The organism is uncultured Campylobacter sp., assembly GCF_937997535.1.
Classification (GTDB): domain Bacteria; phylum Campylobacterota; class Campylobacteria; order Campylobacterales; family Campylobacteraceae; genus Campylobacter_B.
The window spans coordinates 17,669-41,340 of the sequence record NZ_CALKTT010000093.1 but is presented as its reverse complement, the minus strand read 5'-3'; the positions used below and the strand labels follow the sequence as shown (position 1 = coordinate 41,340).

The 23,672-nt window shown below is 47.2% G+C and carries 26 protein-coding genes and 1 pseudogene; 4 read left to right on the top strand and 23 right to left on the bottom strand.

All coding sequences use genetic code 11. The features are described 5' to 3' along the window. Positions 1–49: 49 nt before the first annotated feature. The 5 genes from modB to Q0117_RS08825 form a co-directional block, all read right to left on the bottom strand. On the bottom strand, positions 50–739 hold the full coding sequence (gene modB / locus Q0117_RS08845; protein ID WP_297924671.1) for a molybdate ABC transporter permease subunit: 690 nt from the start codon (positions 737–739) through the stop codon (positions 50–52). A gap of 979 nt (positions 740–1,718) precedes the next feature. After that, positions 1,719–2,567, bottom strand: a complete 849-nt coding sequence (locus Q0117_RS08840) for an ATP-binding cassette domain-containing protein (RefSeq protein ID WP_297924667.1) — start codon at positions 2,565–2,567, stop codon at positions 1,719–1,721. Next, complete coding sequence (locus Q0117_RS08835) at positions 2,554–2,946, bottom strand: hypothetical protein (RefSeq protein WP_297924665.1); 393 nt, start codon at positions 2,944–2,946, stop codon at positions 2,554–2,556. The genes Q0117_RS08840 and Q0117_RS08835 overlap by 14 nt, the downstream gene beginning before the upstream one ends. Beyond that, positions 2,946–3,713 (bottom strand): molybdate ABC transporter substrate-binding protein, encoded by a 768-nt coding sequence (modA, locus tag Q0117_RS08830; RefSeq protein WP_297924661.1) that lies wholly within the window; start codon positions 3,711–3,713, stop codon positions 2,946–2,948. The genes Q0117_RS08835 and modA overlap by 1 nt, the downstream gene beginning before the upstream one ends. A 101-nt stretch (positions 3,714–3,814) precedes the next feature. Continuing rightward, positions 3,815–4,603, bottom strand: a complete 789-nt coding sequence (locus Q0117_RS08825) for a TOBE domain-containing protein (protein WP_297924658.1) — start codon at positions 4,601–4,603, stop codon at positions 3,815–3,817. 183 nt (positions 4,604–4,786) lie between these two features. Between Q0117_RS08825 and Q0117_RS08820 the strand changes: the two genes are divergently transcribed. The 4 genes from Q0117_RS08820 (at position 4,787) to Q0117_RS08805 (ending at position 9,961) form a co-directional block, all read left to right on the top strand. Continuing rightward, positions 4,787–5,506, top strand: coding sequence for a VacJ family lipoprotein (locus tag Q0117_RS08820; RefSeq protein WP_297924655.1), 720 nt, complete (start codon positions 4,787–4,789; stop codon positions 5,504–5,506). 2 nt (positions 5,507–5,508) lie between these two features. Beyond that, on the top strand, positions 5,509–6,093 hold the full coding sequence (locus Q0117_RS08815; RefSeq protein WP_297880726.1) for an ABC transporter substrate-binding protein: 585 nt from the start codon (positions 5,509–5,511) through the stop codon (positions 6,091–6,093). Between the two features lie 23 nt (positions 6,094–6,116). Next, complete coding sequence (locus tag Q0117_RS08810; protein ID WP_297924653.1) at positions 6,117–8,900, top strand: MMPL family transporter; 2,784 nt, start codon at positions 6,117–6,119, stop codon at positions 8,898–8,900. A 281-nt stretch (positions 8,901–9,181) separates the two neighbouring features. Then, positions 9,182–9,961, top strand: coding sequence for a hypothetical protein (locus Q0117_RS08805; protein WP_297924651.1), 780 nt, complete (start codon positions 9,182–9,184; stop codon positions 9,959–9,961). A 220-nt stretch (positions 9,962–10,181) separates the two neighbouring features. On the opposite strand, the gene trxB is transcribed toward Q0117_RS08805, so the two are convergent. The 18 genes and pseudogenes from trxB to mqnP all read right to left on the bottom strand — a co-directional run bounded on the left by trxB (position 10,182) and on the right by mqnP (position 23,597). Continuing rightward, positions 10,182–11,126: a thioredoxin-disulfide reductase gene (gene trxB / locus Q0117_RS08800; RefSeq protein WP_297924649.1), complete on the bottom strand. Its 945-nt coding sequence runs from the start codon at positions 11,124–11,126 to the stop codon at positions 10,182–10,184. Between the two features lie 110 nt (positions 11,127–11,236). Continuing rightward, positions 11,237–11,551: a thioredoxin gene (gene trxA / locus Q0117_RS08795; RefSeq protein WP_295151069.1), complete on the bottom strand. Its 315-nt coding sequence runs from the start codon at positions 11,549–11,551 to the stop codon at positions 11,237–11,239. A 70-nt stretch (positions 11,552–11,621) separates the two neighbouring features. Next, positions 11,622–11,960, bottom strand: coding sequence for a YraN family protein (locus tag Q0117_RS08790; RefSeq protein ID WP_297924647.1), 339 nt, complete (start codon positions 11,958–11,960; stop codon positions 11,622–11,624). A gap of 1 nt (position 11,961) precedes the next feature. Then, positions 11,962–13,230, bottom strand: coding sequence for a homoserine dehydrogenase (locus tag Q0117_RS08785; protein WP_297924645.1), 1,269 nt, complete (start codon positions 13,228–13,230; stop codon positions 11,962–11,964). Then, positions 13,230–14,435 (bottom strand): LL-diaminopimelate aminotransferase, encoded by a 1,206-nt coding sequence (locus tag Q0117_RS08780; protein WP_297924643.1) that lies wholly within the window; start codon positions 14,433–14,435, stop codon positions 13,230–13,232. Before Q0117_RS08780 ends, Q0117_RS08785 begins: the two co-directional genes overlap by 1 nt. A 527-nt stretch (positions 14,436–14,962) precedes the next feature. Then, on the bottom strand, positions 14,963–15,982 hold the full coding sequence (locus Q0117_RS08775) for a hypothetical protein (protein WP_297924641.1): 1,020 nt from the start codon (positions 15,980–15,982) through the stop codon (positions 14,963–14,965). After that, entirely contained in the window at positions 15,954–16,655 is a 702-nt protein-coding gene (gene rlmB, locus Q0117_RS08770) for a 23S rRNA (guanosine(2251)-2'-O)-methyltransferase RlmB (RefSeq protein ID WP_297924639.1), read from the bottom strand. Before rlmB ends, Q0117_RS08775 begins: the two co-directional genes overlap by 29 nt. Positions 16,656–16,690: 35 nt before the next feature. Further along, on the bottom strand, positions 16,691–17,506 hold the full coding sequence (gene rsmI, locus Q0117_RS08765) for a 16S rRNA (cytidine(1402)-2'-O)-methyltransferase (protein ID WP_297924636.1): 816 nt from the start codon (positions 17,504–17,506) through the stop codon (positions 16,691–16,693). Continuing rightward, positions 17,507–17,707, bottom strand: coding sequence for a 50S ribosomal protein L31 (gene rpmE / locus Q0117_RS08760; protein ID WP_177387662.1), 201 nt, complete (start codon positions 17,705–17,707; stop codon positions 17,507–17,509). A 328-nt stretch (positions 17,708–18,035) separates the two neighbouring features. Next, positions 18,036–18,692 carry a 16S rRNA (uracil(1498)-N(3))-methyltransferase gene (locus Q0117_RS08755; RefSeq protein WP_297924813.1) on the bottom strand — a complete coding sequence of 219 codons (657 nt, stop codon included), beginning with the start codon at positions 18,690–18,692 and terminating at the stop codon, positions 18,036–18,038. Beyond that, a complete protein-coding gene (locus Q0117_RS08750; protein WP_297924634.1) occupies positions 18,692–19,174 on the bottom strand; it encodes a hypothetical protein in 483 nt (160 codons plus the stop codon). Before Q0117_RS08750 ends, Q0117_RS08755 begins: the two co-directional genes overlap by 1 nt. Positions 19,175–19,551: 377 nt before the next feature. Beyond that, entirely contained in the window at positions 19,552–19,773 is a 222-nt protein-coding gene (locus Q0117_RS08745) for a hypothetical protein (RefSeq protein ID WP_297924632.1), read from the bottom strand. Next, entirely contained in the window at positions 19,773–20,354 is a 582-nt protein-coding gene (locus Q0117_RS08740; protein ID WP_297924630.1) for a 6-carboxytetrahydropterin synthase, read from the bottom strand. The genes Q0117_RS08745 and Q0117_RS08740 overlap by 1 nt, the downstream gene beginning before the upstream one ends. After that, positions 20,351–21,094: a 4Fe-4S cluster-binding domain-containing protein gene (locus tag Q0117_RS08735; RefSeq protein ID WP_297924811.1), complete on the bottom strand. Its 744-nt coding sequence runs from the start codon at positions 21,092–21,094 to the stop codon at positions 20,351–20,353. Before Q0117_RS08735 ends, Q0117_RS08740 begins: the two co-directional genes overlap by 4 nt. Next, a pseudogene (locus tag Q0117_RS08730) lies at positions 21,074–21,316 on the bottom strand (7-carboxy-7-deazaguanine synthase QueE); the annotation flags it as partial. The gene Q0117_RS08735 and the pseudogene Q0117_RS08730, both read right to left, overlap by 21 nt. Continuing rightward, positions 21,313–22,278 carry a GTP 3',8-cyclase MoaA gene (moaA, locus tag Q0117_RS08725; RefSeq protein ID WP_297924628.1) on the bottom strand — a complete coding sequence of 322 codons (966 nt, stop codon included), beginning with the start codon at positions 22,276–22,278 and terminating at the stop codon, positions 21,313–21,315. The gene moaA and the pseudogene Q0117_RS08730, both read right to left, overlap by 4 nt. Before the next feature lie 80 nt (positions 22,279–22,358). Next, positions 22,359–22,718: a hypothetical protein gene (locus tag Q0117_RS08720; RefSeq protein WP_297924626.1), complete on the bottom strand. Its 360-nt coding sequence runs from the start codon at positions 22,716–22,718 to the stop codon at positions 22,359–22,361. 9 nt (positions 22,719–22,727) lie between these two features. Next, positions 22,728–23,597 carry a menaquinone biosynthesis prenyltransferase MqnP gene (gene mqnP / locus Q0117_RS08715; protein WP_297924624.1) on the bottom strand — a complete coding sequence of 290 codons (870 nt, stop codon included), beginning with the start codon at positions 23,595–23,597 and terminating at the stop codon, positions 22,728–22,730. Positions 23,598–23,672 lie beyond the last annotated feature (75 nt).

Sequence of the window (23,672 nt, the reverse complement as noted above, 5' to 3'; positions counted from 1 at the left end):
CAAATTCCAAATTTTGCGGGATTTTAGCAAATTTCGTTTTAAAGCCTATTTAAGCTTTGATTTTCGCTCCGCGCGCACCCAAAAAATGCATCATTAAAAGTACCGCGAAGCTAAAAATAAGCATCAGCGCCGAATACGCGTGAGCCTGCGCGAAATCGAGCGTTTCGGTCGCTTCATAAATCGCGATGGAGGCGACCTTGGTCTGCTCGCTCACGCTGCCGCCGATCATCAGCACGACGCCGAACTCGCCCATCGTGTGCGCGAAGCAGATCACCAAGGCGCTAAGCAGGGAGTGGCGTATCGCGGGTAACGCGACGCGAAAAAGCTTGGAAAAATAGCCCTTGCCGAGCGAATCGCACGCCCAAAAAAGCGAGCGCGGAAGCGAACGAAAGCCCGAAACCAGCGGCGAAAACATAAACGGCAGCGAGTAGATACAGCTCGCGATCACAAGCCCGCTGAAATTAAATACGAGTCTAAGCCCGAAGTGTTTGTCGAAAAACTCCCCCAGCACCGAATACGGCGATAGAAAAACGAGTAGGTAAAACCCTAGCACCGAAGGCGGCAGCACGAGCGGAAGCGAGATGATCGATTCGATCACGCTTTTGCCGCGGAAATTTTTTTTCGCTATAAAAAATGCAAGCGGCACGCAGATGATAAACAACGCAAATGTCGTTAAGCTCGCAAGCTTTAATGAAACGAGAAACGGCGTGTAATCGAGCCCCTTTAGAATTTCAAACATTTATCCTCCGAGCCGAGCCACTGGGCCCAAACTATAAAATCTTAAAAGCCTAGCCCTACTTTAAAATTTAGAGGCAAAGCTAGATAGAATTTGCGCAAACCTCATAGTCATAAGGCTTTGCAAAATGAAATTTTGAAAATTTCGTGCAAGCTAAAGCGAGCGGAATTTATAAAAGTGCTTGGCTAATAAATTCCTTCAAGCGTGCAAATCCTGCCGAATCTTTAAGCTCTCTACCAAGCTGGCAAATTTTTAAGGCCACGAATTTTGCTGAGCTAAATTTCAAAAAGCTTCACTAGGCTTTAAAACTTAAGCGGGCAGGATTTATCTGAGCGCAAATTTCACGCAAGATAGGCTAAACGACACCTTCCGAACGACCTAGTGAAATTTGATTGAGCCCGACAAGACGAAATTAAAATTTCGCATAAATGTAAAAAACCGGGTTAATGAAATCCTGCCACAGCTCTTATGAAGCGAGTTTAGCACGCAAGCTTCAAGCCGTTAGAGCTTTTAAAATTTCAAAGCCACAAAATCCAGGCAAAATTCCAAATCTAAAAATTTAAGTTTTTGCGAAGCTTTACATTAAATTTTTACCAAGATCGCATGATAGAATTCGCGCAACTCCTGCCAAAAAAGTAAGCTAAAAGCCGCCAAATTTAAAAATAAACCCACCACGCCAATTAATAAATTCAAAGAAGGAATTTAACGGCGCCTGTCTGCGCAAAATCTAAAATTTAAGCTTAATTTTCCCACGCTATCTAGTCTTGCATTGCGGTTTTACTCTAGCCTGCGTTTAAATTTTGTGTTTCATGAAAATCTAAGCGCGATGCGAATGAAATTTTAAAATCTCACCGTATTTTGCGGGCAAATCTAGCTAAAATTTCGCAAAATCCCTCGTCTAAATTCCATAAAAGCCTGTATTTAAATCTCTAATCTAGTTGAAGTTTCCTACTTAGGCGCACCTAAAAGCTTGTCTGCAAGTTTAAATTTTACGCAGAGTGATATTAAAGGCTTTGGCACCCGCTTTGACCTCATCGCCTACTTGCAAGCCATCGGCTTCTGCATTGCTTAGCACCACTTCGCACAGCTGGCTACCGATCGCTACGACAGCCACTTTGATCCCGTCGCGTGCTTGCAAATCGACAACCTTGCCCGCGAAAGAAAACTTCTGCGAGCCGCTAGTTTTAAGAAAAATTTCCTCCGGCGTACCGGTGCGGACGATCCTGCCATCCTTCATCTCATAAACTCGCTTGCAAAGCCTATAAATCTCGCTTATGTCGTGGCTTACCAAAATCACGGTCTGATGAAACTGCTCGTGGATCTTTAGCAAATACTCTTGGATTTTTTCGCGCATCGTAAAATCAAGCGCCGAAAGCGGCTCGTCAAGTAGCAAAATTTCAGGCTCTTGCATCAGCGCGCGAGCAAGTGCTACGCGCTGCTTCTGTCCGCCGCTAAGACCCTCGACACCGGATTTTGCAAACTCGCTAAGCTCTAAAATTTCAAGCAGCATTGCGGCTTTTTGCGGATCGTTTCTGGCAAAAAGTAGATTGCCCGTCACGCTCATATTCTCAAAAAGTGCGTAGTCTTGAAATAAAAAGCCGATCCTGCGCTTGCCCGCACTTAAGAATTCATTACCTTCTTGCAGCACACGATCGCCGTCTTTTATGCTACCACTATCTGCGCGCAAGAATCCAGCCAAAATGCGCAGCAGTGTAGTCTTACCGCTGCCGCTGCGCCCATATAGGCACACAAACGAGCCTTTGTTAATCTCTAAGCGAGCATCAATCGAGAAATCATCACTGATTTTTTTCTTACAATCAATCGTTATCATATTTTTCTATATATATCGCAGTGGCGCTAATGTATGCGAAAACCTCGTCGCCCTCGCGTAAAGCAAGCTCCTGCGCAGAATGCGCGCTAATGAGCACATCAAAGCTTATCTTGCCTTCAAATCTAAGCGTGCATAGAATTTCGCCCAAACTTAGGCTCGTAATCTTGCCGTGAATTTCATTTTCGCTAGATACACCACTTAGGGCTTCGCGAGATAAAAGCACATCAGTGCTTTTAAAGCCCACGTAAACTTCGCTGCCCGCCTTAAGCTCGCTACTTAGCTGCAGAAATACACCACGTAGCTTGATACCGCCCGCGATAAATCCTACTGAATGGATGCCGTCTTTTTGTAAAATTTCGTTGATTCTCGCTCTAATCATTAAAACTCGTATCCGTATTTAGCAAAGATCGCCCTGCCCTTATCGCTTAGGATAAAATCATAAAACGCCTTGGCTTCAGCATTGTCTTTGGCGCGGTTTAGCACGACCATGCCTTGAGCTATCGGCTCGTAGAGTTTGGTGTCAACCAAGACGAAATTTTCGCCCTCTTTGCAAGGCTTGCCGTTGCAGCCGTCCTTTGCCATCTTAGGCGCATACATCGCGCTAGCTGCGATAAAACCAACGTCGGACGCTTTAAGCGCTTGTGAAAGAGCCTCGCCAATCGATTTTGCTTCTACGATTTTGCCTTTGATCTCATCGTAAACTCCCGCTTTTTGGAAGGCCTGTACGCTTGCGGTGCCGTAAGGAGCGGTCTTTGGATTTGCTATGGAAATCGTTTTAACGCTAGGGTCTTTTAAAATTTCAAGCCCCTTGCTAAGATCTACGCCGCGCACGCTAAACATCGCCACTTTGCCTTTGGCGTAAGTTTTGGCAGGCGCCGTCGCAAAGCCCTCTTTATACATATCGTCTGCAAATTTCATATCAGCCGCCATAAAAACATCAAACGAAGCGCCGTTTTTGATCTGCGTGCTAAGCGCACCGCTCGCACCCAAGCTCACATTTAGCGTAGTTTGCGGATGCAGCTTGACAAATTCCGCCTTGATCTCGTCAAACGCATACGTCGTGTTCGCAGCGGCTGCGACGCTGACCTCTCCGGCGCTTAGCGCGCCTGCGGTTAAAATTCCTAAAAGCACTGCTTTCAACTTCATTTTATGCCTTTCGTTTCGGCTCTCACAGAGAATTGAATTGTATCTAAAATTTTAAATTTACGCCTTAAATTTTAAAATTTTACGCACCCAATTTCACCCTATTACGCGCCAATAATGATCTCGCTAGGCTTGATGATCGCCGTTACCTCATCTCCTACTCCCAGAGCCATCGCGGTGGCAGATTCTCGCGTGATGATCGCGGTGATGTTTTGATGCGAGCTCGTGCCTAGACAGATCTCTGCGTTTACTGCCCCGATTTTGACCTCGCTAATCGTGCCTTTGATTTGATTCGTCGTGCTAAGTTTTAGCTTCTCCGAGCTTCCTTTAGCGATGATGACGCTTGGAGCTTTGAATAAAAACAGCACATCCTTGCCCGCCTTTAGCCCTAAATTTTTTTCGCTCTCTACGGTTACCGTCGCGCATAAAATTTCGCCACCTGCGAGTTTAGCTGTGATTTGAGAATTTACAGCGCCTGTTTGAATATCCGTAATCTCAACACTTAGCTGATTGCGTGCAGAAAGTTTCATACCGATCTTCTCCAGGCTTAAAAGACTTTCTTCGGTGATCTCGTCAAGCTTTAAAATTTCACTCAAAAATGTCTCACCCGCGTGGCTGATAGCATCATAAGCGCGAATCAGCTTGTGAGCGTATGGAGTGAGCTCCGAGCCGCTATTTTTCTTAGTGCCTTGAGTGCGAACGATGAGCGGCTTTTTGCTCGCGTTGTTGATTAAATTTAGTGCGTCCCAGCCGTTTTTATACGACACTCCTACGATCTCTGCGGCCTTTGTAATACTTTTAGTCTCATCTACGGCCTTAAGCAGCTTAATGTGCTTGGCTAAAAGCGATGCTTTGTTGCCAAGCAGGAATTCCAAAGCAAATTTTGCATCCATTTTCATCCTTTCTTATTTACTTTCACGTGATTTTATAATATATCCTCTGATATATTTCTTAAAGAGCTGCAGGCTTTATTCTGCGATATAAAGAGGGAAATTCTATATGAAATTTTACCTTTATTGACAAAATTTCTTTAAACTTGTAAAATCGCCACTTTGATTTATAAAGAAGGGTCACATTTGAAATTTATAAAAATTATATTCTTAGCTGCGGCATTGGCACTCTGCGGTTGCTCGCAAAAGCAAGACGTAGCGCCTAGCGATACGGATGGTTTTGACGAGGAGTTCGCACAACGTGAGGTTTTCGATCCGCTTAGCGGCTATAACCGCGTTATGACGAGCTTCAACGACGTATTTTACTCATATATACTAACCCCCGTAGCCAGCGGCTACGATTACGTAATGCCCGATCCGATCCAGGGCGCGTTTTCAAATTTTTTCTATAATATTTTATATCCGATGAGGCTCGTAAACAACCTATTGCAGGGTAAATTTGAAAATTCTTGGGACGAGACGAAGCGATTTTTGATCAATTCGACCGTCGGCTTCGGCGGGCTTAATGATATGGCAGGCAAATACTACGGAATTCCGCGCCACGACGAGGATTTCGGGCAAACGCTCGGATATTGGGGCGTTCCGGCAGGTCCGCATATCGTCTGGCCGATTTTGGGACAGAGCAATCTGCGCGATACAGCGGGGCTTGTCGGAGATTATTTTTCAAATCCGATAAACTATATTAAAGATGGCACCGTTCGAAACTCCGTCAATGGATTTAGAATATTTAACGATTACTCGCGCGATCCGAAATTTTATGAAAAAATGACCAAAGATGCAGTGGATCTATATCCATTTTTACGCGATGCTTACGAGCAAAATCGCGAGAAATTAATAAAGGAATGAAAATGAAAATTTTAAAAGTTCTAGCGCTTTGCGGAGCGCTTTTGATTTCGGCGCACGCTATTAGCGATGCGGATATTGAGCCTGTGATGAGCCAAAAGGTCGCCGAGGCCGTAAGCATCATGCGAAGCAGCACCCCAAAAGACGCAAAGCCCGCAAAAATTTTTGCGCTTTTTGACGGCTATTTTGATTATAAAATGATGGCGAAGCTCTCCCTTGCTAAACATTATGCGAGCCTTAGCCCTGCGCAAATCGCGGAATTTAATAAAGCCTTCGAGGCGCATCTAAAGCGCTCCTTTATCGAAAAGCTTTCGCTTTATACCGATCAGGATATGAAGGTACTAAGTAAACAAAGCCCGAGCGATAAACGCCGCGTGCTAAAAACGCAGGTCATCGGCGAGCAGAAAAATTACGACATCGATTTTAAATTTTATCCTAACGGCTCTGATTGGCGCATCTACGATGTCGATATCGTGGGCGTTAGTTTAATTCAGACCTACCGCTCGCAGCTAGGCGATGTAACGCAAAGCTTGGGTTTTGACGAGCTCATAAAGCGGCTAAATTCCACCGTCATCAATAGCGGCGAATAGCGGCAAGCCTAAAAGAGCGGTATTTGAAAAAAATTTTTCGCCTAATCGTCGCGTTTCCGAAAATCACGCTCGCGCTGTTTACGGCGCTTGCGCTGTTTTTCGGATATTACTCCACAAAGCTAGAGATCGACGCTTCGAGCCAGACACTTCTGCTAGATAATGACAAAGACCTTCAAATTTGGCGCGAAGTATCTAAGCGCTACGAAACGCCGAATTTCTTGGTGCTTGCATACACTCCCGCGGGCGATCTTTTAGCGCCCGAGACGATCCGCAAGATAGCGCAGATGGATGCCGCTTTTTCTAAGCTGGATTTCGTCGCCAGCGTCACGGACATCACGAACGTACCGCTTTTACTAAACAAAGGTGGCGGCATGAGCGAGCTGCTTAAGCACATACCCACTCTTACCGACGCGGACGTAAATTTAACCGCGGCTAGGCGCGAGTTTGCCACAAGCCCCTTTTATGCGTCAAATTTAGTAAGCGCCGATCTTCGCACTACCGCAATTTTAATAAATTTAAAACCGCAGACCCGCTACGAGGAGCTTTTGCGCCTAAGAGACGGAGCCAAAAGCGCTCTAAAGCAAGCGGAGCACGAGGGCAACCGCTCGGGGGCTCAAATTTCACAGCTTAAAGACGCGCTTAAAGTTGCAGAGCAAAATTTTAAATCCTACCGCGACGAGCTGCGCGAAAAGGATCACCGAGATATTATGGCTTTGCGTGCGCTGATCGCGGGCTTTGAGAAGGAATTTGCGGGCGATCGGCTATTTTTGGGCGGATTAAATATGATCGCCGACGATATGGTAGGCTACGTCCGCTCGGATCTGGCGACCTACGGACTCGGCGCCTTGGTGCTTCTGCTAGCTTGCTTTTGGCTCTTTTTTAGACAGGCAAAATTTATCCTGCTGCCGCTTATCATCTGCGCGTATTCGGTCGTGCTCGCAGTGGGATTATTCGGATTTTTGAGCTTTGAGGTCACGGTCATTAGCTCAAATTTCATAGCGCTTCAGCTCATCATCACGGTTTCGGTCTGTATCCACCTAATCGTCGCCTACCGCGAGTTTAGCGCGCGCTTTCACGCATTTTCGCAGCGCCAGCTCGTTTACGCGGTGCTACGCGAGCGCGCAAGACCCTGCTTTTTCGCAATCTTTACGACCGTTATCGGCTTTATGTCGCTAATTTTTTGCGATATAAAGCCCGTAATTTCTCTGGGAATTATGATGAGCGTAGGCATCAGCATCTCGCTAGTTACGGCGTTTGGAGTATTCGGCGCGGTTATGTCGCTTCTGCCACGCACGCACAATAATCGCAGCTTCGAGCAGCACTTTAAATTTACCATTTGGTGCGCCGAAACGGCGCTGCGTAGCAGAGGCGTGGTCTACGGAGTGTGCGCTGCAGCGGTGATCTTTGGGCTGTACGGCATCTCACAGCTGCGCGTCGAAAACAGCTTCATCGGCTACTTTAAAAAAAGCACCGACATCCGCGCGGGTATGGAGGTTATCGATACCAATCTGGGCGGAACGATCCCGCTTGATATCGTCGTTAAATTTAAAAGTGCAGGCGGCGCAGATACTGCTAGCGGGAGTGAAAATTCCGTAAACGGCAGCGCAAATTTTAAGAGCGGTGGAAATTCCAATCCCGCTGGGCGAAATTTTGCGGCAAATTCTACTCGGCAAAATTCTATCGTGCAAAATTCCGCTACTCAGAATTCTACCGCCACGGCGCAAAATTTAAATGATAAAAATTTGTCCGAGCAAGGCCCCGCTGCGGCAACACAACCAAGCGACGCCGCAAATTCGGATCAAATCCACGCCGCAAATTTAGAGCAAAATTCCACCGTGAGCGACGATTTTGGCGATTTCGAAGCCGAGTACGCCGCCAACGAAAACAAGCCGCAGTATTGGTTCACCTCCGAAAAGATGCGTATCATCAGCAAAATAGATGATTTTTTGAAGGACAAAAACGTCGCCGGGCACGAGTTTATCGGCAACGTAAGCTCGCTCGCATCGCTTTTAAAGCTCGGCAAGCAGATTAATCAGGGGCGCGATCTGGACGATCTGAGCCTTGCTCTAATCTACTCTGAAATGCCGGCAAACTACCGCGAATTAGTGCTTTCGCCCTTTGTTAATATTGAAGCGAACGAGGCACACTTTAGCATCCGCACTATAGATAGCGATCCGAATCTCCGCAGGGCGCAATTCCTAGCCGATCTTAAGCGCGATCTGGACTCTCTACTCGCTAAGGATAACGTCACGGTGCAGATCAGCGGCATAATGGTGCTTTATAACAATATGCTTCAAAGCCTGATGAGCTCGCAGATAGGCACTCTGGGTATTACCGTGCTCGTGCTTTTCGTGCTTTTCGTGATCATCTTTCGCTCGTTTTCATACGCACTTATCGCGATCGTCGTAAATTTAATTCCGCTTTGCGCCTGCTTCGGCATTATGGGGGTTGCGAGCATTCCACTAGATATCATGAGTATCACGATAGCGGCGATTAGCATCGGTATCGGCGTTGACGACGTCATCCACTATATCTATCGCTACAAGCGGGAGTTTGCGCGCCTGGGCGACGAGGCCGCGGCAATCCGCGCGAGCCACGCAAGTATCGGATACGCGATGTATTATACGTCGTTTGCGATCATTTTGGGATTCAGCGTGATGATGATGAGCAATTTCTGGCCTACGATCTACTTTGGGATGTTAATATGTCTGGTGATGAGCCTGCTTCTTTTGGGTGCGCTCATAATCCTACCGTCGCTAATAATGAGCCGAAAGGGCTTAAAATTTAGCCTCTTTAAAGCTAAATAAATTTTATCTCGCTATAATTCCCGCATTTGGAGAGGATGGCGACCTGGTGGCGTCTGCGGACTTCAAATCCGATAGGAGGGCGGTTGACCGTTTTCCGGGGGGTTCGATTCCCTCCCTCTCTCGCCGAATTCTTTTAAAATTCTATCTTTAAATTTTATCTTTCACGCTTTTAGCCACGTACTTCGCGAATTTATATCAAATTTCGGCTCTAAATTTATCCGTTTTTAAGCAGGGGGGGGGGTAGCATTATTTTCTAGAAAATTTACCTCAAGGAGTTAAAGATGAAATATGCACTAGGTGTCGCGCTTGCGACGTTGATTTCAACAGGATGCGGCGCAGATGAGATACAGCTCGTGAAAGACTACACTTTGCCTGATTTCAAGTCGATGAGTATTGGCACGGCGATCGAGGGCTCGAAACTCTGCAAAAATATTACTTGGAGCAAAGAGGAAAACGGTGGATTAAAGACGGTTAAGATGGTTTGCGACGTGGATATGGAGAAAGTAAAGGTTGATGTAGATGCCTTTAACAAAAAATATAAAGAGGCTATGCTAAACACGTCTTTAAGAGGTGCCGTGCTTTTCTATAAAGATAAATCTGATGATAAACAACAGCGTTTACTTAAATTGGCAAATGAACATTGCAAAATAAATGAGACGAAATTTCAAGAGGAGCTCAAAGACAGAGGCAAAATAGATTACTCATTTCAAAAAAAGCCAGTTGATTGCGACGATAAATTAAAAGATGAAATACTAAAGGATGGTGAACCAAAAACTTCTGCGATTTATATGAGTAATATTATTGATTCATTAGAAGACGTCGCTTATTATTCGCAGCTAACGCCTAGCCAAATAAGGCTACAGCTTGGAAGGGCAGCAGAGCTGCCGCCACAGGCTGAGATCGAATTAAATTTTATCGTGAATGCTGATAAGAGCGTAAGTTTATCGGATAAATTTATAGTGACTAAAGATATAATTGATGATGTTATTAAGATAAGATCGGCATTTAATAATAGAAAAACGGCGGAAGACGCCCTTGCAACTTTCTACGAAAGACAATAAAATTTTATCTGAATTTTTAAAAGACGTTTCGGCTCGGAAGCGTTTCCGCAAAAGACGATAGCATTATTTTGCGGCTCAATTTGACGAAATTTTAAATTTGAGCCGCCTTGCGTCAAAATTTCATTATTTCATTCAAATTTGACGCGGGCTTTTAAATTTAAAAAGCGCGACGGAAGCAGTTTCGCCCGCCGCGCCGTGAAATTTTACGCCGAATACAAGCTTATTTATCGTGTCCTTGCAGATACGCAATCGCGCTAAGTGCGGCAACCGCACCGTCACCCGCCGCGCAAACGACCTGTTTAGGCGCATCCTGTCTCATATCGCCCGCCGCAAATAGCCCGTGCACGCTTGTTTGCATCTTTAAATTTACCGCGACCTGCCCGCCCGGCGTGATGTCGCAAATGAACTTACCATCATCGCCCTTTAGCACCTCGTTTCGCACGTCAAGCCCCACGAATACGAAGATCCCAGGTAGCTGCAGCTCACGCGCGGCGCCGCTGGTTTTATCCTTCACGACGACGCCCGTTACGCCGCTTGCATCGCCCTTGATCTGCTCTACGAGCGCATTTGTGATGAGCTCGATATTCTCACTTTCGCGCACCTTTTGCACGGTCGAAGGCGCGGCGCGAAACTCATCGCGACGGTGAATCAGATAGACTTTAGAGCAAATTTTAGCCAGATACAGCGCCTCCTCTAGCGCCGTATCGCCGCCGCCGAGGACGGCAACCTCTTTTCCCTTGTAAAAAAACCCGTCGCAGGTCGCGCAGGTACTGACGCCGCGACCAAAAAACTCATCCTCGCCCTCAATCCCCGCGCGGCGCGGAGTAGAGCCTGTAGCTACGATAACGGCACGCGCGCGTCGTGTTTGATCGCCCTCGAGATAGATCGTAAAATTTCCATCGCCGTCTTTTAAAACGCGCAGCACGCGCACCATCTCATGCTTTAAGCCAAAGCGGAAGCACTGCTCCTGCCAAGGCGCCATAAAGCTCATCCCGTCGGTCACCGCAGCGACGCCCGGGTAGTTTTCCATCTCGGAGCTTGAGGTGATCTGCCCCCCGGGCATCCCCATCTCAAACATCACGACATCCTTTAAACCGCCTCTTGTAGCATAAAGCCCCGCCGCTAACCCCGCAGGGCCGCCGCCGATAATTGCTAAATCTAACATTTTTTCTCCTTAATTATTTTATTAAGTAAAGCCGCGGGCGCTAAATTTACGAATTTAATTAATATAACGATGAGTGGGAGAAAAAAGGGCGAAAGCCGCCCTTTTAAAATTTACAGAAGCGAGTTTAGTTTGTCGGCTATAATCTGCTTAGATTGCGCGCCGATGAGTTGGGCTTTTAGCTCGCCGTCTTTGAAAAATAGTATCGTTGGGATCGAGCGAACGCCGAACTGCACCGCAAGATCCTGCGCTTCGTCGGTATTTACTTTGCAAATTTTAGCCTTGCCCTCGTAATCGTTCGCAAGCTCCTCGATGATCGGGGCGATCATACGGCACGGCCCGCACCAAGGCGCCCAAAAATCGACTAGCGCGACACCCTCTTTAGTAACGTCGAAATTCTCCGAAGTAAGCTCTATATACTTTCCCATAATGTTCTCCTTGTATTAAAATTCTGCGGATTATAGTTAACTATCTTAAATAAATAATAAAAATTCTAATTTAAAAAGATATGTTGGCGATAAATTTTATCTGCTTTGGATAAACTTCCACCACGTCGATCTGCCACGACTCGTCCGTATCGCAGCTCATCAGATAAAATTCAACCGCCTTTAAAATTTTAGCCATCTTGGCATCTGTCACGCGCTCCGCAGCGTCATAATCGCCGCTAGTGGCCTTCACCTCGACGAAGTGCAAAATGCCGTCTTTGCGCGCGACAATATCAATCTCGCCGAAGCGGCAGCGGAAATTTCGCTTTAAAATTTTAAACCCTTCGCCGCGTAAAAATTCCGCCGCACGGTCTTCGCAGGCAAAACCAAAAAGATATTCTTTTAAGCTCAATTTAGCTTTCGATCCTGATCATAAAAGGCTTTTGCGTAATGAAATTTTCACCGCTAATTACGCTTATTGCGCGTTTGATATCCTTCTCGCAGCACGTATGCGTCGTGAAAAACAGCGTCACCTCCTCATCCGTTTTGAGCTTAGGCTTTTGCAAAAAGCTGTCGATCGAAAGATCGTTTAAGCTCATAATGTTCGTAAGCTTCGCAAGTACGCCCTTCTCGTCGCGCACACGCAGCCTGAAATAATACTTCGTACGGATCTGCTCGCTAGGCAAAATTTGCATAAAATTTTCGCTCGGCAAAATTTTATAGCCGAGCATCGGATTTTTATTATCGCGCGCAATGTCGATGAGATCGCTTATAACCGCACTTGCCGTAGCGCTTCCGCCGGCGCCAGGTCCGTAATACATACTCTCGTCGACGCAGTCTCCGTAGATGCTCACGCCGTTCATTACGCCGTCTACTTTTGAGAGCATTTGATCCTTTGAAATGAGCGCTGGATGGACGCGCAGCTCGACTTTATTATCGCACGCGCGCTTGGCTACCGCAAGCAGCTTGATTATGAAGTCGAATTCGCGCGCAAAATAGATATCCTCCTGCGTGATCTCTTCGATCCCCTCGATTAGGATATCTTCGGGATCGCCGTGCACGCCGTATGCGATGCTAGCTAAGATCAAAAGCTTATGCGCCGCATCGAACCCACCGATGTCAAAGCTTGGATCGGCTTCGGCATATCCGAGCTCTTGAGCTCGCTTTAGCGCGTCTTCAAATTTCTCGTTTTTTTGCATCATATTCGTAAGGATGAAGTTGCTCGTGCCGTTTACGATGCCGATGATCTTTTCGATACGGTTGGCGCTTAGCCCTTCGCGCAGGGTTTTTATGATCGGAATTCCGCCCGCTACGCTCGCTTCAAAGCCAAAAGGCGTGTCGCCCGCCAAAGCCTGAAGTTTATAGCGATGATAAGCCAAAAGCGCCTTATTTGCGGTAACGACCGCCTTTTTACGCTTTAAAATTTCGCTTACGATCTCGTAGGGCTTTTCTACCCCGCCCATAAGCTCTACAAAAACGTCGATGTCATCGCGCTCGATGATACTCCCAGCGTCGCTGCTAAGCGGAATTTTTACGTCACGTTTTTTGCTCGTATCGCGCACGAGCCCGATTACGGGCTCTATGCTAACGCCTGCGCGCGCAAGAATGATATCTTTGTTTTTGATCAAAATATTTGCAACTTCGCTACCTACGGTGCCGACGCCTAAAATCGCTACCCTCATCAGATCTCTTTCAAATATTTTTTTATATTTCTAGCAGCCTGGCGGGTCCTGTTTTCGTTTTCGATAAAAGCGATCCGCACGTAATCGTCTCCCGCCGCGCCAAAGCCAACGCCCGGGCTTACGGCAACGCACGCTTTGGTAAGAAGCTGTTTGGAAAACTCCATACTCCTTAGATGAGCCGCCGCGGGCGGCAATTTCGCCCACGCAAACATCGACGCGCTAGGTTTTGCGATCTGCCAGCCCGCATCCGCAAAAGCGTCAATCAAAAAATTCCTACGCTTCTCATAGCTCGCGCGGATCTGCTCTACGCACTCCTGCGGTCCGTCCAGCGCGATCGTTGCGGCTACTTGTATCGGCGTAAACATGCCGTAATCAAACCACGATTTTATCTTTTTAAGCGCGGCGACTAGCTTTTTGTTGCCACTAACAAAACCTACGCGCCAACCCGCCATATTGTAAGTTTTAGAAAGCGTGTACGCCTCGACTGCGACGTCCTTTGCGCCCTGAACCTCAAAGATTGACGGCGTTTTGTAATCATCGAAAGCGATCTCTGCATAAGCGATGTCGCTGATGATATAAAACCGCTCCTGCCGCGCCATCGCCACAAGCCGCTCGTAGAAGCTCTTTTGTACGACGACGGTGGTAGGGTTGTGCGGGAAATTTACGACGACGTATTTTGGACGCGGAATGCTCTCGTCGAAAGTTTTTTGCAGATCGATGAAAAATTTATTCTCATTAAAATTTAAATTCTCATCATAGGCAAGCGGGATTTTAACGACGTTGCCGCCCGCGATGATGAAAGCTTGAGTATGTATCGGATACGCGGGATCGGGCACCACCGCGACATCGCCCGGATTTACGATCGCGCTTGTTAAATGCACGAAGCCCTCCTTGGAGCCCATCACCGCGACGATCTCGCTTTCCGGATCCAAGATCACGCCGTATTTGCGCTTGTACCAATTCGCGCACGCAAGTCGCAGCTTATAGATGCCCTGACTTACGGAGTAGCCGTGCGTCTTGTCCTTTTGCGCGCTTTCGCAAAGCTTGTCGATTATATGCTGCGGCGTCCTGCCGTCGGGATTGCCCATCGAAAAATCGATTATGTCCTCGCCGGCTCTGCGCGCCGCCATTTTTATGGCATTGACCTCAGCAAAAACGTAATTGGGCAAACGCTCGATTTTTGAAAAACGGATTTCGTCAAACATCTCAAACCTCTTATCTTAAAGTAATTTTCAAATCCTATTTGAAATTCCGCGCCTTAAACGCGCGATCTGCTCGTGCCGCACGGAGGCAAAATTTCAAGCCTTAGCGGCGATGCGGCGGCGCTTTTTATATTGCTCGGGCAATTTAAACTTTTACCTCGCTAAAATTTCAAAACCGCGGGGACGCAGAGGCGTTGATCGTTTAAATTTAGCGCGTTGCGACCCTTTGCGGCGACATTTAAATTTACATCCGATCGAAACGACCGAGACCTCCGTTTTGCAGGGCACCATGGACGGCGTCTCTTAAATTTAGCGCGCTACCGCAAGCGCCCGCATCGTTTGAAATTTTATCCGCACCGTTAAATTTTATCTACGCCACTTGGAATTTTATCCAAGGCAACACGATTCAAACTTTTTAAATTTACAGCCGCAAGGTTAAATTTAAACCGAGCGCCGTAGCAAGCCGAAATTTTACTCTCAGCGGCGGCAAAAGCCCTAAGAGCGAAGAGCCACGCACGAGAGCGAGGATTTTACCACTTTTTGCCCTTGTTTAGGCGCAGAAACTCATCGGCTGAAATTTTAGTGATATTGCCATCTTTAACGTGAAATTTTTGAGTGTTTCTTTCGCTGAAAGTTACGTTGCCATCGGCTTTGCCGAGCTCAAACATCCCGTGACCGGTAGAGATTAGCAGCTCCTCATCTCCTTGCGAAGCGACGACATAAGGGGTATTTATGACCATCTCACGCTTCTTGCCGCTTTTTAGATCGATGATACCGATCCACATTTTGCCGCGTGGATTAAGCACGATATCTTTGCTCGGCGCGGGTTTGCTTTGCGTGGCGTTTTCGTCGGTGGAATTTTCCTCAGTCTTAATGCTCGCGCGCTCGATCCTGATAGAGCGGTCCAGCGCGTTTAGCGAGCTTAAATTTTCATCCACAGCAGCGGCTGCATTGGCATCTGACTTTAGTGCGAATTTTTCATCTGTAGCGTTGTGCGAAACGACGTCGATACCGATGTTTTCAAGCTTTTTTTGAGTATTATTTACAATCGGAGCGTCAGAATAGGTGGTTTTGTTTTGCTCCCATAAAAGCGAGCCCAAAAATTCGCCAAAACTTTTATAAAGTCCAAAATAAAAGATCGCACCTATAATTAACACCATCACAAGCAGCCATAAAAGCCAACCGCCGCCGCTTTTGTTAGGGCTGACCCTTTGACCATAGACCTGCTCGACTTTAGCCTTTTTAACGGGCGCAAAGCTCTCCTTCGCGACCTCAAACTCGCTAAGCCAGTCCGATAGATCCAGCCCAAACTCGCGCTCTAAAATTTTAATGTAGCCCTTCACGTTAAAATTTGCTAGTTTCTCGAAGTCTTTATTTATGATGTATTCTAAATTTTGCGCATCAATGCGCGTCGTGCGCGCTATCTCTATCAGATCCATAGATTTTAATTTATCTAGATCGCTGCTTTTTGGTTGCTGCGTTTGCTCCGGCTTCTCGGTTTGTTCCGCCTGCTCGTCCGTATTATTTAACTTCTCTTTTATTTCTTCCATTTAAAATTCCATCGCATAGTATCGCAAATGCCGCGCTTACGTTAAGCGAGTCCCAGCCTTCGCGCATCTTTATCGATACCGCGCGGTCGCATTTTTTAAGCGCTCTAGCAGGTATCCCCTCTTCTTCGTTTCCCATTACGAGTGCATTTTTCGCGCCGAGCTCTAACTCCTTAAAGCTCGTCCCGTCCGCACTCGCGGCGTAAATTTCAAAGCCGCTTTGTTTAAGCTCGTTTATCACGCTAAGCCCGTCTGTAGCCTTAACGACGTTTAGCTCATACGCCGCGCCCGAGCTTGCGCGCACTACGCCCGCCATATTTAGATTATTTGCGACGACGATCACGCTGTCCGCGCCCAAAGCATAGGCGCTACGCATTATCGCGCCGATGTTTCCGACATCGGTAAGCCCGTAAAGGATCGGCACAAATTTATCGTCTTTGGCGCTAGCAAGATCGCCGAAGCTAAACTCCTCCACCTCGGCCAAGAAGCCTTGATGGTTGCCGCCGCGAGCGAGGGCTTGAGCTTTTTTCGCATCGGCGCGCTCGATCTTTACGCCAGTCGCGGCGATCTTTTTAAAAATTTCTTTCTCGCACTCCTTTGCAAGGATGATGCGGATAAATTTCTGCGGATGCCAGTTTAAAAGGTGCAAAAACAGCTGCTTGCCGTAAATAATCATTTTGGGATTTTAGCGAAAAACGGTTAAAATATGACTTAGCGTATCAAATTTTTATATATTTCTTTGGCGGGTTCGCCGTTTATTTTTGAGAGCAGTTTCGCTTTTATTTTCGGCGCGATCTCAAGCGAGAGAATATCTTCCTGCGTGATTTTTTCAAAGCTTTTCTCGCCTGCGCCGTCAATCACGACGCACCATTCGCCGTTTAAATTTGCGCCGTTTAGGCTGGATAGAACCTCTGCGGCGCTACCGAAAAATTTTGTTTCAAATTTTTTCGTGGCTTCCTTAATCGCAAAAATTTTGCGCTGCGCATCGATCCCAGCGATCTGCTCTATTAGCTTTACCACGCGCTTGGGAGATTCGTAGAGTACGCACGGATAGGGGCTTTGCATTAAATTTAGAATCTGGGCTTTGCGCTGCGTGCCGTCATTATTCAAAAAGCCTAAAAAGCTAAATTCTTTCTCCACTAGTCCGCTTGCGGCGGCTGCGAGCAGCAGAGCGTTTGCGCCGCTAAGCACCTCGTAAGGCACGCCGTTTTGTTGCGCAAATTTTACGAGCGCAATTCCCGGATCGCTGATGCAGGGCATGCCGGCGTCGCTTACGTATGCGCAAGCTTTTTCGCGCAAAAGCGCCGCATCAAAACCCGCGAAAAACTCCGCTTCATTGTGCGTGTGCAGCGAGTAGAACTGTGAAATTTTAAATGAAATTTGAAATTTATCGGATAATAAGTTTAGAAGTTTTTTTGAAACCCTCGTATCCTCGCAGATTAGGATTTCGCAGCTTTGCAATACCTCAAGCGCGCGGCTCGAGATATCGCTTACATTTCCTATCGGCGTAGGAATGAGATATAGCAACTATTTCATTCCGTATTTTTGCTTAAATTTCTCGACGCGGCCCGCGCTATCTACGATCTTCTCGCTGCCTGTGAAAAACGGATGGCAGTTGGAGCAGATATCGACGCGGATCTCAGGCTTGTTCGAGCGCGTTTTAAAAGTGTTGCCGCAAGCGCAGGTAACGGTCGTTTCGACAAAGTTCGGATGGATATCTTTTTTCATTTTTGATCCTTTTTGATGATTTTAAAAGGTTGCGATTATACAACTTTTTTATCTAAAAAGCAAATTTAAAGGGTTTTAAAAATCTCGCGGCGGAGCGGCAATTTTTTCTCGATCATGCTTTTTAAGCGCGAAGAATTTTAAAATTTAGCCCGCTTGCGAGTAAAATTTTATTTCACCGCGGCGTGCAAAATACAAGCGCGCGAAGATATGCCGCAGCAAATACGCGCCGCGCGTTAAGCCGCTAATAAACATAACAGGTCGCGCAGGCAAAATTTTAAATTCCAAAATTTAAAGCACGCGGCTTTAAATTTTAAAATTTGCCGAGCGTTTAAAACATCAGCTTCGCGCAAGTTGCAATCAGCGCTGTGTTTGAGCGCAAAATATAAGGGCTATTAAGCGCATAGGCGTTTTTAAATTTCTCCCTTTCACGCGGCGAAAATCCGCCCTCCGGGCCAACGAACGCGATCTCGTCGCCGCCGAAAATGTCGATGTTCTTGCCGCCAAAATTGATCAGGCTTACGTTTTCATATCTTTGCGCGAGCTCGTCCGAGCCGCTCAAAACCTCGATCTGCATGATGGAATTTCGCCCGCACTGCTGCGACGAGTTGATCAAAATCCGCTCCATCCTCTGCGGATCGAGCCGCACGTTTTTCTGCGACAGATCGGCATAGACCAAAACAACCCGCCCGACGCCCATCTCGTTTAGCGCGGGCAGGCTCTTTTCGATCACAGCGCTCTCGACGACCGCCCAAGCGACGCAAAAATCGTGGCTCGGCGTAAAAACAGAGCTTTTAAAAACCAAATTTAGAACCGCACCCTTGCGCGAAATTTCAGCGATCTCATATAGATAACTCGCCCCGTCCTTTAGATTTCGCACGTCTATGCGCTCGCCCGCCCTTGCTCGTCTGGCTTTTAGGTGCAAAAACTGATCATTCTGCAAAATCAGGCTCTGTTCGCCTGCAAACTTATCGTAAAAATATACCATCAAATAACGCTCGCTATCAAAATTATCGCTAAGCTTAGCCCCAAAATCACCCGCATTTTGCGCTGATACGGCGCAAAGTTTTGACTTAGATACGCGATTTTCAGCCGCTTGTACGATACCGCGCTAAGTATAATCATCGCTAGCGCTGCGGCTGCCATGAAGTAAATTCTAAAGCTCAGATCAAAGCGCAGCACCGGCAGCATCACACTTCCGCTGATTATCAGGGCTGCGAGAGTCGCATAATATATTGGCAAAAACAGCCTGATGCGCCTAAGAAATCTAAGCCCAGATCTGCTCTTTTGCTTTAAACTTTCAGCTTGCGGCGCGGAGGCGGCGGAATTTAAAGCCTTGCCGCGAGGGTGAAATTCCGCCGCCGCATCGATCTTAAGCTGGGTAAAGATCAGATAAATTATCGTTAAAATCGCCGCAGCTAGCGCGAAAAATTTATGAAAACCCAGGGCGCTTTGATACAGATAATCCATCACTTCCGCCGAGGGGTTAAATCTGCAGGATAAAATTTTGCGCGGCTAGAGCTGAAATGATCAAATTTCAACGCAAACTTTTTCGGCGCGAGATAAAGCAGACCTGCTCCGCGCCTTTGAAATTTTAAAAACCATTCAAAGCGGCTGCGGCTATTTATTGCGTTAAAATTTATCGTGCCACCTTCTAATCGCGGTTTTACGCAGTATATCTCACACCAAGAATGAAATTTTGCAGATAAAGCTTTATAAAATTTAAAATTTCTCTGCGCAGATCGCACGGACAAGAAGAACGCTAAAATCGCGCCTACGCGCCGCATACGAACTACGCAAATTTTAAAAATTTTCAAATTTAGCCGCCGATTTTTCAACGCTCCGTCCTATTCGGTCACCGGAAGCGGCGGCATATCGGCGTTTATATCGACTTTAGGCTCGCTAGGCGCGATGGGTACGTCCTTCGGCACCTCGCTATCTACCGGTGGCTTTTGCAAGGTGTCCTTTTTCTCATCGTCGCAGCCGCCCAAAGCAAGCGCGCAGACAAAGATCGCGCACGCGGCAAAAACGCGAACGAGCCCCGAGCCAAATTTAAAGAAATTTCTCATCAGCAATCCTTTGGATAGATGATTTTTTCGCCGCGCAGAAGCTTTTGCCAAAGTTCCGGCTGCCTCCACTCCTCGCGCACGGCCGGCGAGAATTCTATCTCTTCCAGCGAGATCACGCCCATCTGCGCGTTGTAGGCATCCTCGCGGAAGCACTGCGCGTAGCCGGTGGTCGTTTCATGCACGATGACGCTGTGAAGTTTTACTTCGCGCTCGCCGTTTTGCATCTGAGTTAAGCTCAAAAGTCGGTCCACAAGGACGAAAAAAATTCTACAAAACTGCTCCGCGCTCGGATTTAGCGGTATCTGTACCCAGCGCGCGCTGTGTTTTTTCAGATCCACGATATAGCTCGCATCATCGCGCGCGTAGATCGTCGTAGCGTGGTCGAAACTATCGATAAGCTCGCGGATACCGAGCTTCATGTAGCCGAAGTCATAAACCATCCCCGCTTCATCCAAAAAATTTGAGCTAAGCAAAATTTCGCATCTGTAGGAGTGTCCGTGGATGCTCGTTCGACACCGCTTCGAGCCGCATAGGCGCACGATGTGAGCGTTTTCGAATTCGTATAATTTCCTGATTATCATACCCCGTCCTTCTCGCCCCAAATTCTAATGTGCAGGCGATCGGAGTAATTATAGCCGTTTTTTAGGCAAAAATCCACGCAAAATTGCGCGCCGCTTTCCAGCTCGCGACGATCCGCGCCGCGCGGCATACAATAAACCTCGCTCTCGCACGCCGCTAAAATTTCGGCAATTTCGGGCTGCGCGTCAAACTCGGGCGAGATGACGAACTTATAAAAGCTATCCTTTGCGTTTTGTTTTAAGCTTCGCAGCGCGGCGAAGCTCAGCCTGCATTCGCGCGGCTCGGCGGAGTTTGAGAGCTTAGGCGAAATCGCAAAAACGCAGCTTTTGTAAGCGGGGAATTTTTCAAAATCCACTAAAATCGTGCCGTTGGTTTCGAAGTGCACTTCGTATCCGCGCGCTAGCAGCTCGCAGACGAACTCGTAAAATAGCGCCTCTTTATGGTGCAGTAGCGGCTCGCCGCCGGTGATAACGACGATAGGCTTTTGATAAAGCTTAGTGCTCTGCGGTGATGCGGAGCTTTGCGGATTTAAATTTAAAGAATTCTGCGCCGCGAAATTTAAAGAATTTTCGCTCGTTAAATTTAAAGAATTTTCTGCGCTCTTGCCTGGACGGAGAAGCTTTTGCGCGGCGGCGGAATTTAACGTATCGCTTTCAGAAAAAGACTCGGCGGCGCAAAAACCCGGCGTAGAGCGTGCGGGCGTGAAACAGGACGAACCTGATAAATTTGGAATTTTATTCAAAAGCTGGGCTAAATTTAAAATTTCTTCGTGCTCAAAGTGGCTCGTAAAAACCGCGCGGATCGTATCGCAGCCGCGCAAGATCTCGCCGGTCTTTGGCGAAATGCGCTCGCCGCCGAAGCCCTCGCAGCGCAGATTACAGCCCGCAAAGCGAAAGAAAAACGCGAGCCTGCCCGCGTATTTGCCCTCGCCTTGGATACTTAAAAAGCTCTCTACGAGCCTCATCCGCCCGTCTCGTAAAATGCGCGGCTTGAAATTTCATTCGAAGCGTCAGTTTGCCAGCGATTTTTTTCGGGCTTATTCGCTAAAATTTTAGCCAAAATTTCGGCGGCTGCGGCGATGTCGCCCTCTTTGACCGCCTTTTTGATACTTAGCGCGTCCTCGAAGTAAAGGCACGGGATCAAAAGCCCCTCTGCGCTTAGTCTGATACGGTTACAACTCTCGCAAAAATCGTGCTTGTGCGGATCGATGATACCGAAGGTGTAGCCGTCCCCAAGCGCGTAAAGCGACGCGGGCGAGCTCTGCGATTTCGGCAGAGCGGTAAAGATAAATTTACGCCTTAAAATATCTAAAATTTCACTCGATTTTAATCCCGCAAGATCGCTGGCATGAGTGTTTTCCATAAATTCTATGAAGCGGATCTGACAATCCTTTTCGCGGGCAAATTCCAGCAAATAAATAAGCTCGTCGTCGTTGATCCCTTTTAGCGCGACGGTGTTTAGCTTGACCTTTAACCCCGCTTCAAGCGCAGCGTCAAGGCCCTCTAGGACGTTATAAAGCACGCCGCGCTGAGCTATAAATTTAGCTCGCTCCGGGCGCAACGAGTCGAGCGACATATTGATGCGCTTTAGCCCCGCGTCTTTCAGGGCGCGCGCGTAGTTTTTGAGATAATATCCGTTGGTAGTAAGCGCAAGATCGATACCCGGGGCGTAATCCGCGATCATCTTTATAAAATCCTCGATCCCCTTTCGCACCAGCGGTTCGCCGCCGGTGATACGGATCTTTTTTACGCCGCCGTCGATCGCAACTTTGACGAATAAAAACATCTCCTCAAAGCTTAAAATATTCTCTCGCGGCACCCAATTAAACGGCGTACTCGGCATGCAATATCTGCATCTGAAATTGCACCGCTGCGTAACCGAAATGCGCAAATAATCGATCGTTCGTCCAAATTTATCAATTAGCATATTTTGCCTTAATATCAATTTGCGGCGATTATATAAAAAACAAAGCGATTTTGCAAAATTTTATTTTTATATTGCTCAGGCTATTTTCTTACCGAGCCGATGAGCTCTTTAAGCTGATCTAGTAGCGGTCTGATCTGCTTTTCTACCCGCTCGTCTATCATCGTAGGCACTACATCTAGCCTCTGCTCTATCGTCTCGTCGATCACGTCGGCAATCGCGTTTATATCGATATTGGGGGCGACTTTGCCGTCCGAATCGATCATCTCTTTTAGCTCCTCGACCTTCTTTTTAAGCAGATAGTTTTCCTGCATAGCGTCAGTCAATACCTGATCGAAGCGCTCGAATTTTTTATCCGCTTGCTTATCTTTAAAATATATGACGAAAAACATCAAAAATATAACGACGCAAAGTCCTAAAATGATGATAGTGTTAAGATCCATAGGGGTTCCTTAAAATAAATTTACAAAAACAAAAGCAAAAAAGGCGATGCCCAAGTAGCCGTTGAGCGTGAAAAACGCGCGATCAATCTTGTTAAAATCTTTCTGCACGATCCTATGCTCGAAGTACAGGATCGTCGCGCACGCAGCCACGCCCAGATAGGCAAAAAAGCCTAAATTTGCCGCCGCGCAAAACAGTAGCCAAAAAAGCACCGCCACGGCGTGAAAAATTTTGGAGATAAACATCGAGGCTTCCTTGCCGTAAAGCGCAGGAATGCTGTAAAGCCCAGCCGTGCGGTCAAATTCCATATCTTGAAGCGAATACAACACGTCAAAGCCGCCTACCCAAAATACTACTCCAAAGCACAGCAGTACCGACCATAGCGGAATTACGCCACTAACGGCGATCGCTCCCGCAATCGGCGCAAGCCCTAAGCAAAAGCCGAGCATTAAATGCGCGGTCTCGCTAAAGCGTTTAAAATATGAATACCCGCCCAATGCCGCTAAAATCGGCACCGAAAGCTTAAGCGCCAAAGGATTTATAAGCGCCGAAACCGCTATGAAAACCACTGCGTTTGCGATGATGAAAAGCAGTAAATTCCTGCGCCCGATCCGTCCGTCCACGCTAGGGCGCGAAGCGCAGCGCGGATTGGCACGGTCGATATCCTCGTCCAAGTAACGATTTAGCGCCATCGCGAAGCTTCTAGCGCTTACCGCGCATAAAATCCCTAAAAAAAGCAACTTCCAGCCGAACCATATCGAGCCGTTTTGCAGCTTGCTCGCAGTAATCATCGCCGTAAAGATAAACGGCAGCGCGAAAACCGAATGTTTAAAAACTATTAATTCGTTGATATCGGATAAAATTTCTTTAAATTTAGCCATTTCGCCCCTTATTTTGGGCACCATTGTATCAAAAAAAAGTAAGAATAGCTCTAAATTTGATATAATTTGAACGAA

What these genes read in the sequence shown, in the direction of transcription:
- rpmE (WP_177387662.1), bottom strand. Translation starts at nt 17,707, where the DNA reads ATGAAAAAAGATATCCATCCGAACTTTGTCGAAACGACCGTTACCTGC.
- Q0117_RS08750 (WP_297924634.1), bottom strand. Translation starts at nt 19,174, where the DNA reads ATGGATTATCTGTATCAAAGCGCCCTGGGTTTTCATAAATTTTTCGCG.
- Q0117_RS08805 (WP_297924651.1), top strand. Translation starts at nt 9,182, where the DNA reads ATGAAATATGCACTAGGTGTCGCGCTTGCGACGTTGATTTCAACAGGA.
- trxA (WP_295151069.1), bottom strand. Translation starts at nt 11,551, where the DNA reads ATGGGAAAGTATATAGAGCTTACTTCGGAGAATTTCGACGTTACTAAA.
- mqnP (WP_297924624.1), bottom strand. Translation starts at nt 23,597, where the DNA reads ATGGCTAAATTTAAAGAAATTTTATCCGATATCAACGAATTAATAGTT.
- Q0117_RS08720 (WP_297924626.1), bottom strand. Translation starts at nt 22,718, where the DNA reads ATGGATCTTAACACTATCATCATTTTAGGACTTTGCGTCGTTATATTT.
- Q0117_RS08740 (WP_297924630.1), bottom strand. Translation starts at nt 20,354, where the DNA reads ATGATAATCAGGAAATTATACGAATTCGAAAACGCTCACATCGTGCGC.
- modB (WP_297924671.1), bottom strand. Translation starts at nt 739, where the DNA reads ATGTTTGAAATTCTAAAGGGGCTCGATTACACGCCGTTTCTCGTTTCA.
- modA (WP_297924661.1), bottom strand. Translation starts at nt 3,713, where the DNA reads ATGAAGTTGAAAGCAGTGCTTTTAGGAATTTTAACCGCAGGCGCGCTA.
- Q0117_RS08815 (WP_297880726.1), top strand. Translation starts at nt 5,509, where the DNA reads ATGAAAATTTTAAAAGTTCTAGCGCTTTGCGGAGCGCTTTTGATTTCG.
- rlmB (WP_297924639.1), bottom strand. Translation starts at nt 16,655, where the DNA reads ATGATTATTTACGGCAAGCAGCTGTTTTTGCACCTTTTAAACTGGCAT.
- Q0117_RS08835 (WP_297924665.1), bottom strand. Translation starts at nt 2,946, where the DNA reads ATGATTAGAGCGAGAATCAACGAAATTTTACAAAAAGACGGCATCCAT.
- Q0117_RS08775 (WP_297924641.1), bottom strand. Translation starts at nt 15,982, where the DNA reads ATGGAAGAAATAAAAGAGAAGTTAAATAATACGGACGAGCAGGCGGAA.
- Q0117_RS08745 (WP_297924632.1), bottom strand. Translation starts at nt 19,773, where the DNA reads ATGAGAAATTTCTTTAAATTTGGCTCGGGGCTCGTTCGCGTTTTTGCC.
- Q0117_RS08755 (WP_297924813.1), bottom strand. Translation starts at nt 18,692, where the DNA reads ATGGTATATTTTTACGATAAGTTTGCAGGCGAACAGAGCCTGATTTTG.
- Q0117_RS08825 (WP_297924658.1), bottom strand. Translation starts at nt 4,603, where the DNA reads ATGGATGCAAAATTTGCTTTGGAATTCCTGCTTGGCAACAAAGCATCG.
- Q0117_RS08780 (WP_297924643.1), bottom strand. Translation starts at nt 14,435, where the DNA reads ATGTTTGACGAAATCCGTTTTTCAAAAATCGAGCGTTTGCCCAATTAC.
- moaA (WP_297924628.1), bottom strand. Translation starts at nt 22,278, where the DNA reads ATGCTAATTGATAAATTTGGACGAACGATCGATTATTTGCGCATTTCG.
- Q0117_RS08840 (WP_297924667.1), bottom strand. Translation starts at nt 2,567, where the DNA reads ATGATAACGATTGATTGTAAGAAAAAAATCAGTGATGATTTCTCGATT.
- Q0117_RS08785 (WP_297924645.1), bottom strand. Translation starts at nt 13,230, where the DNA reads ATGAGGGTAGCGATTTTAGGCGTCGGCACCGTAGGTAGCGAAGTTGCA.
- trxB (WP_297924649.1), bottom strand. Translation starts at nt 11,126, where the DNA reads ATGTTAGATTTAGCAATTATCGGCGGCGGCCCTGCGGGGTTAGCGGCG.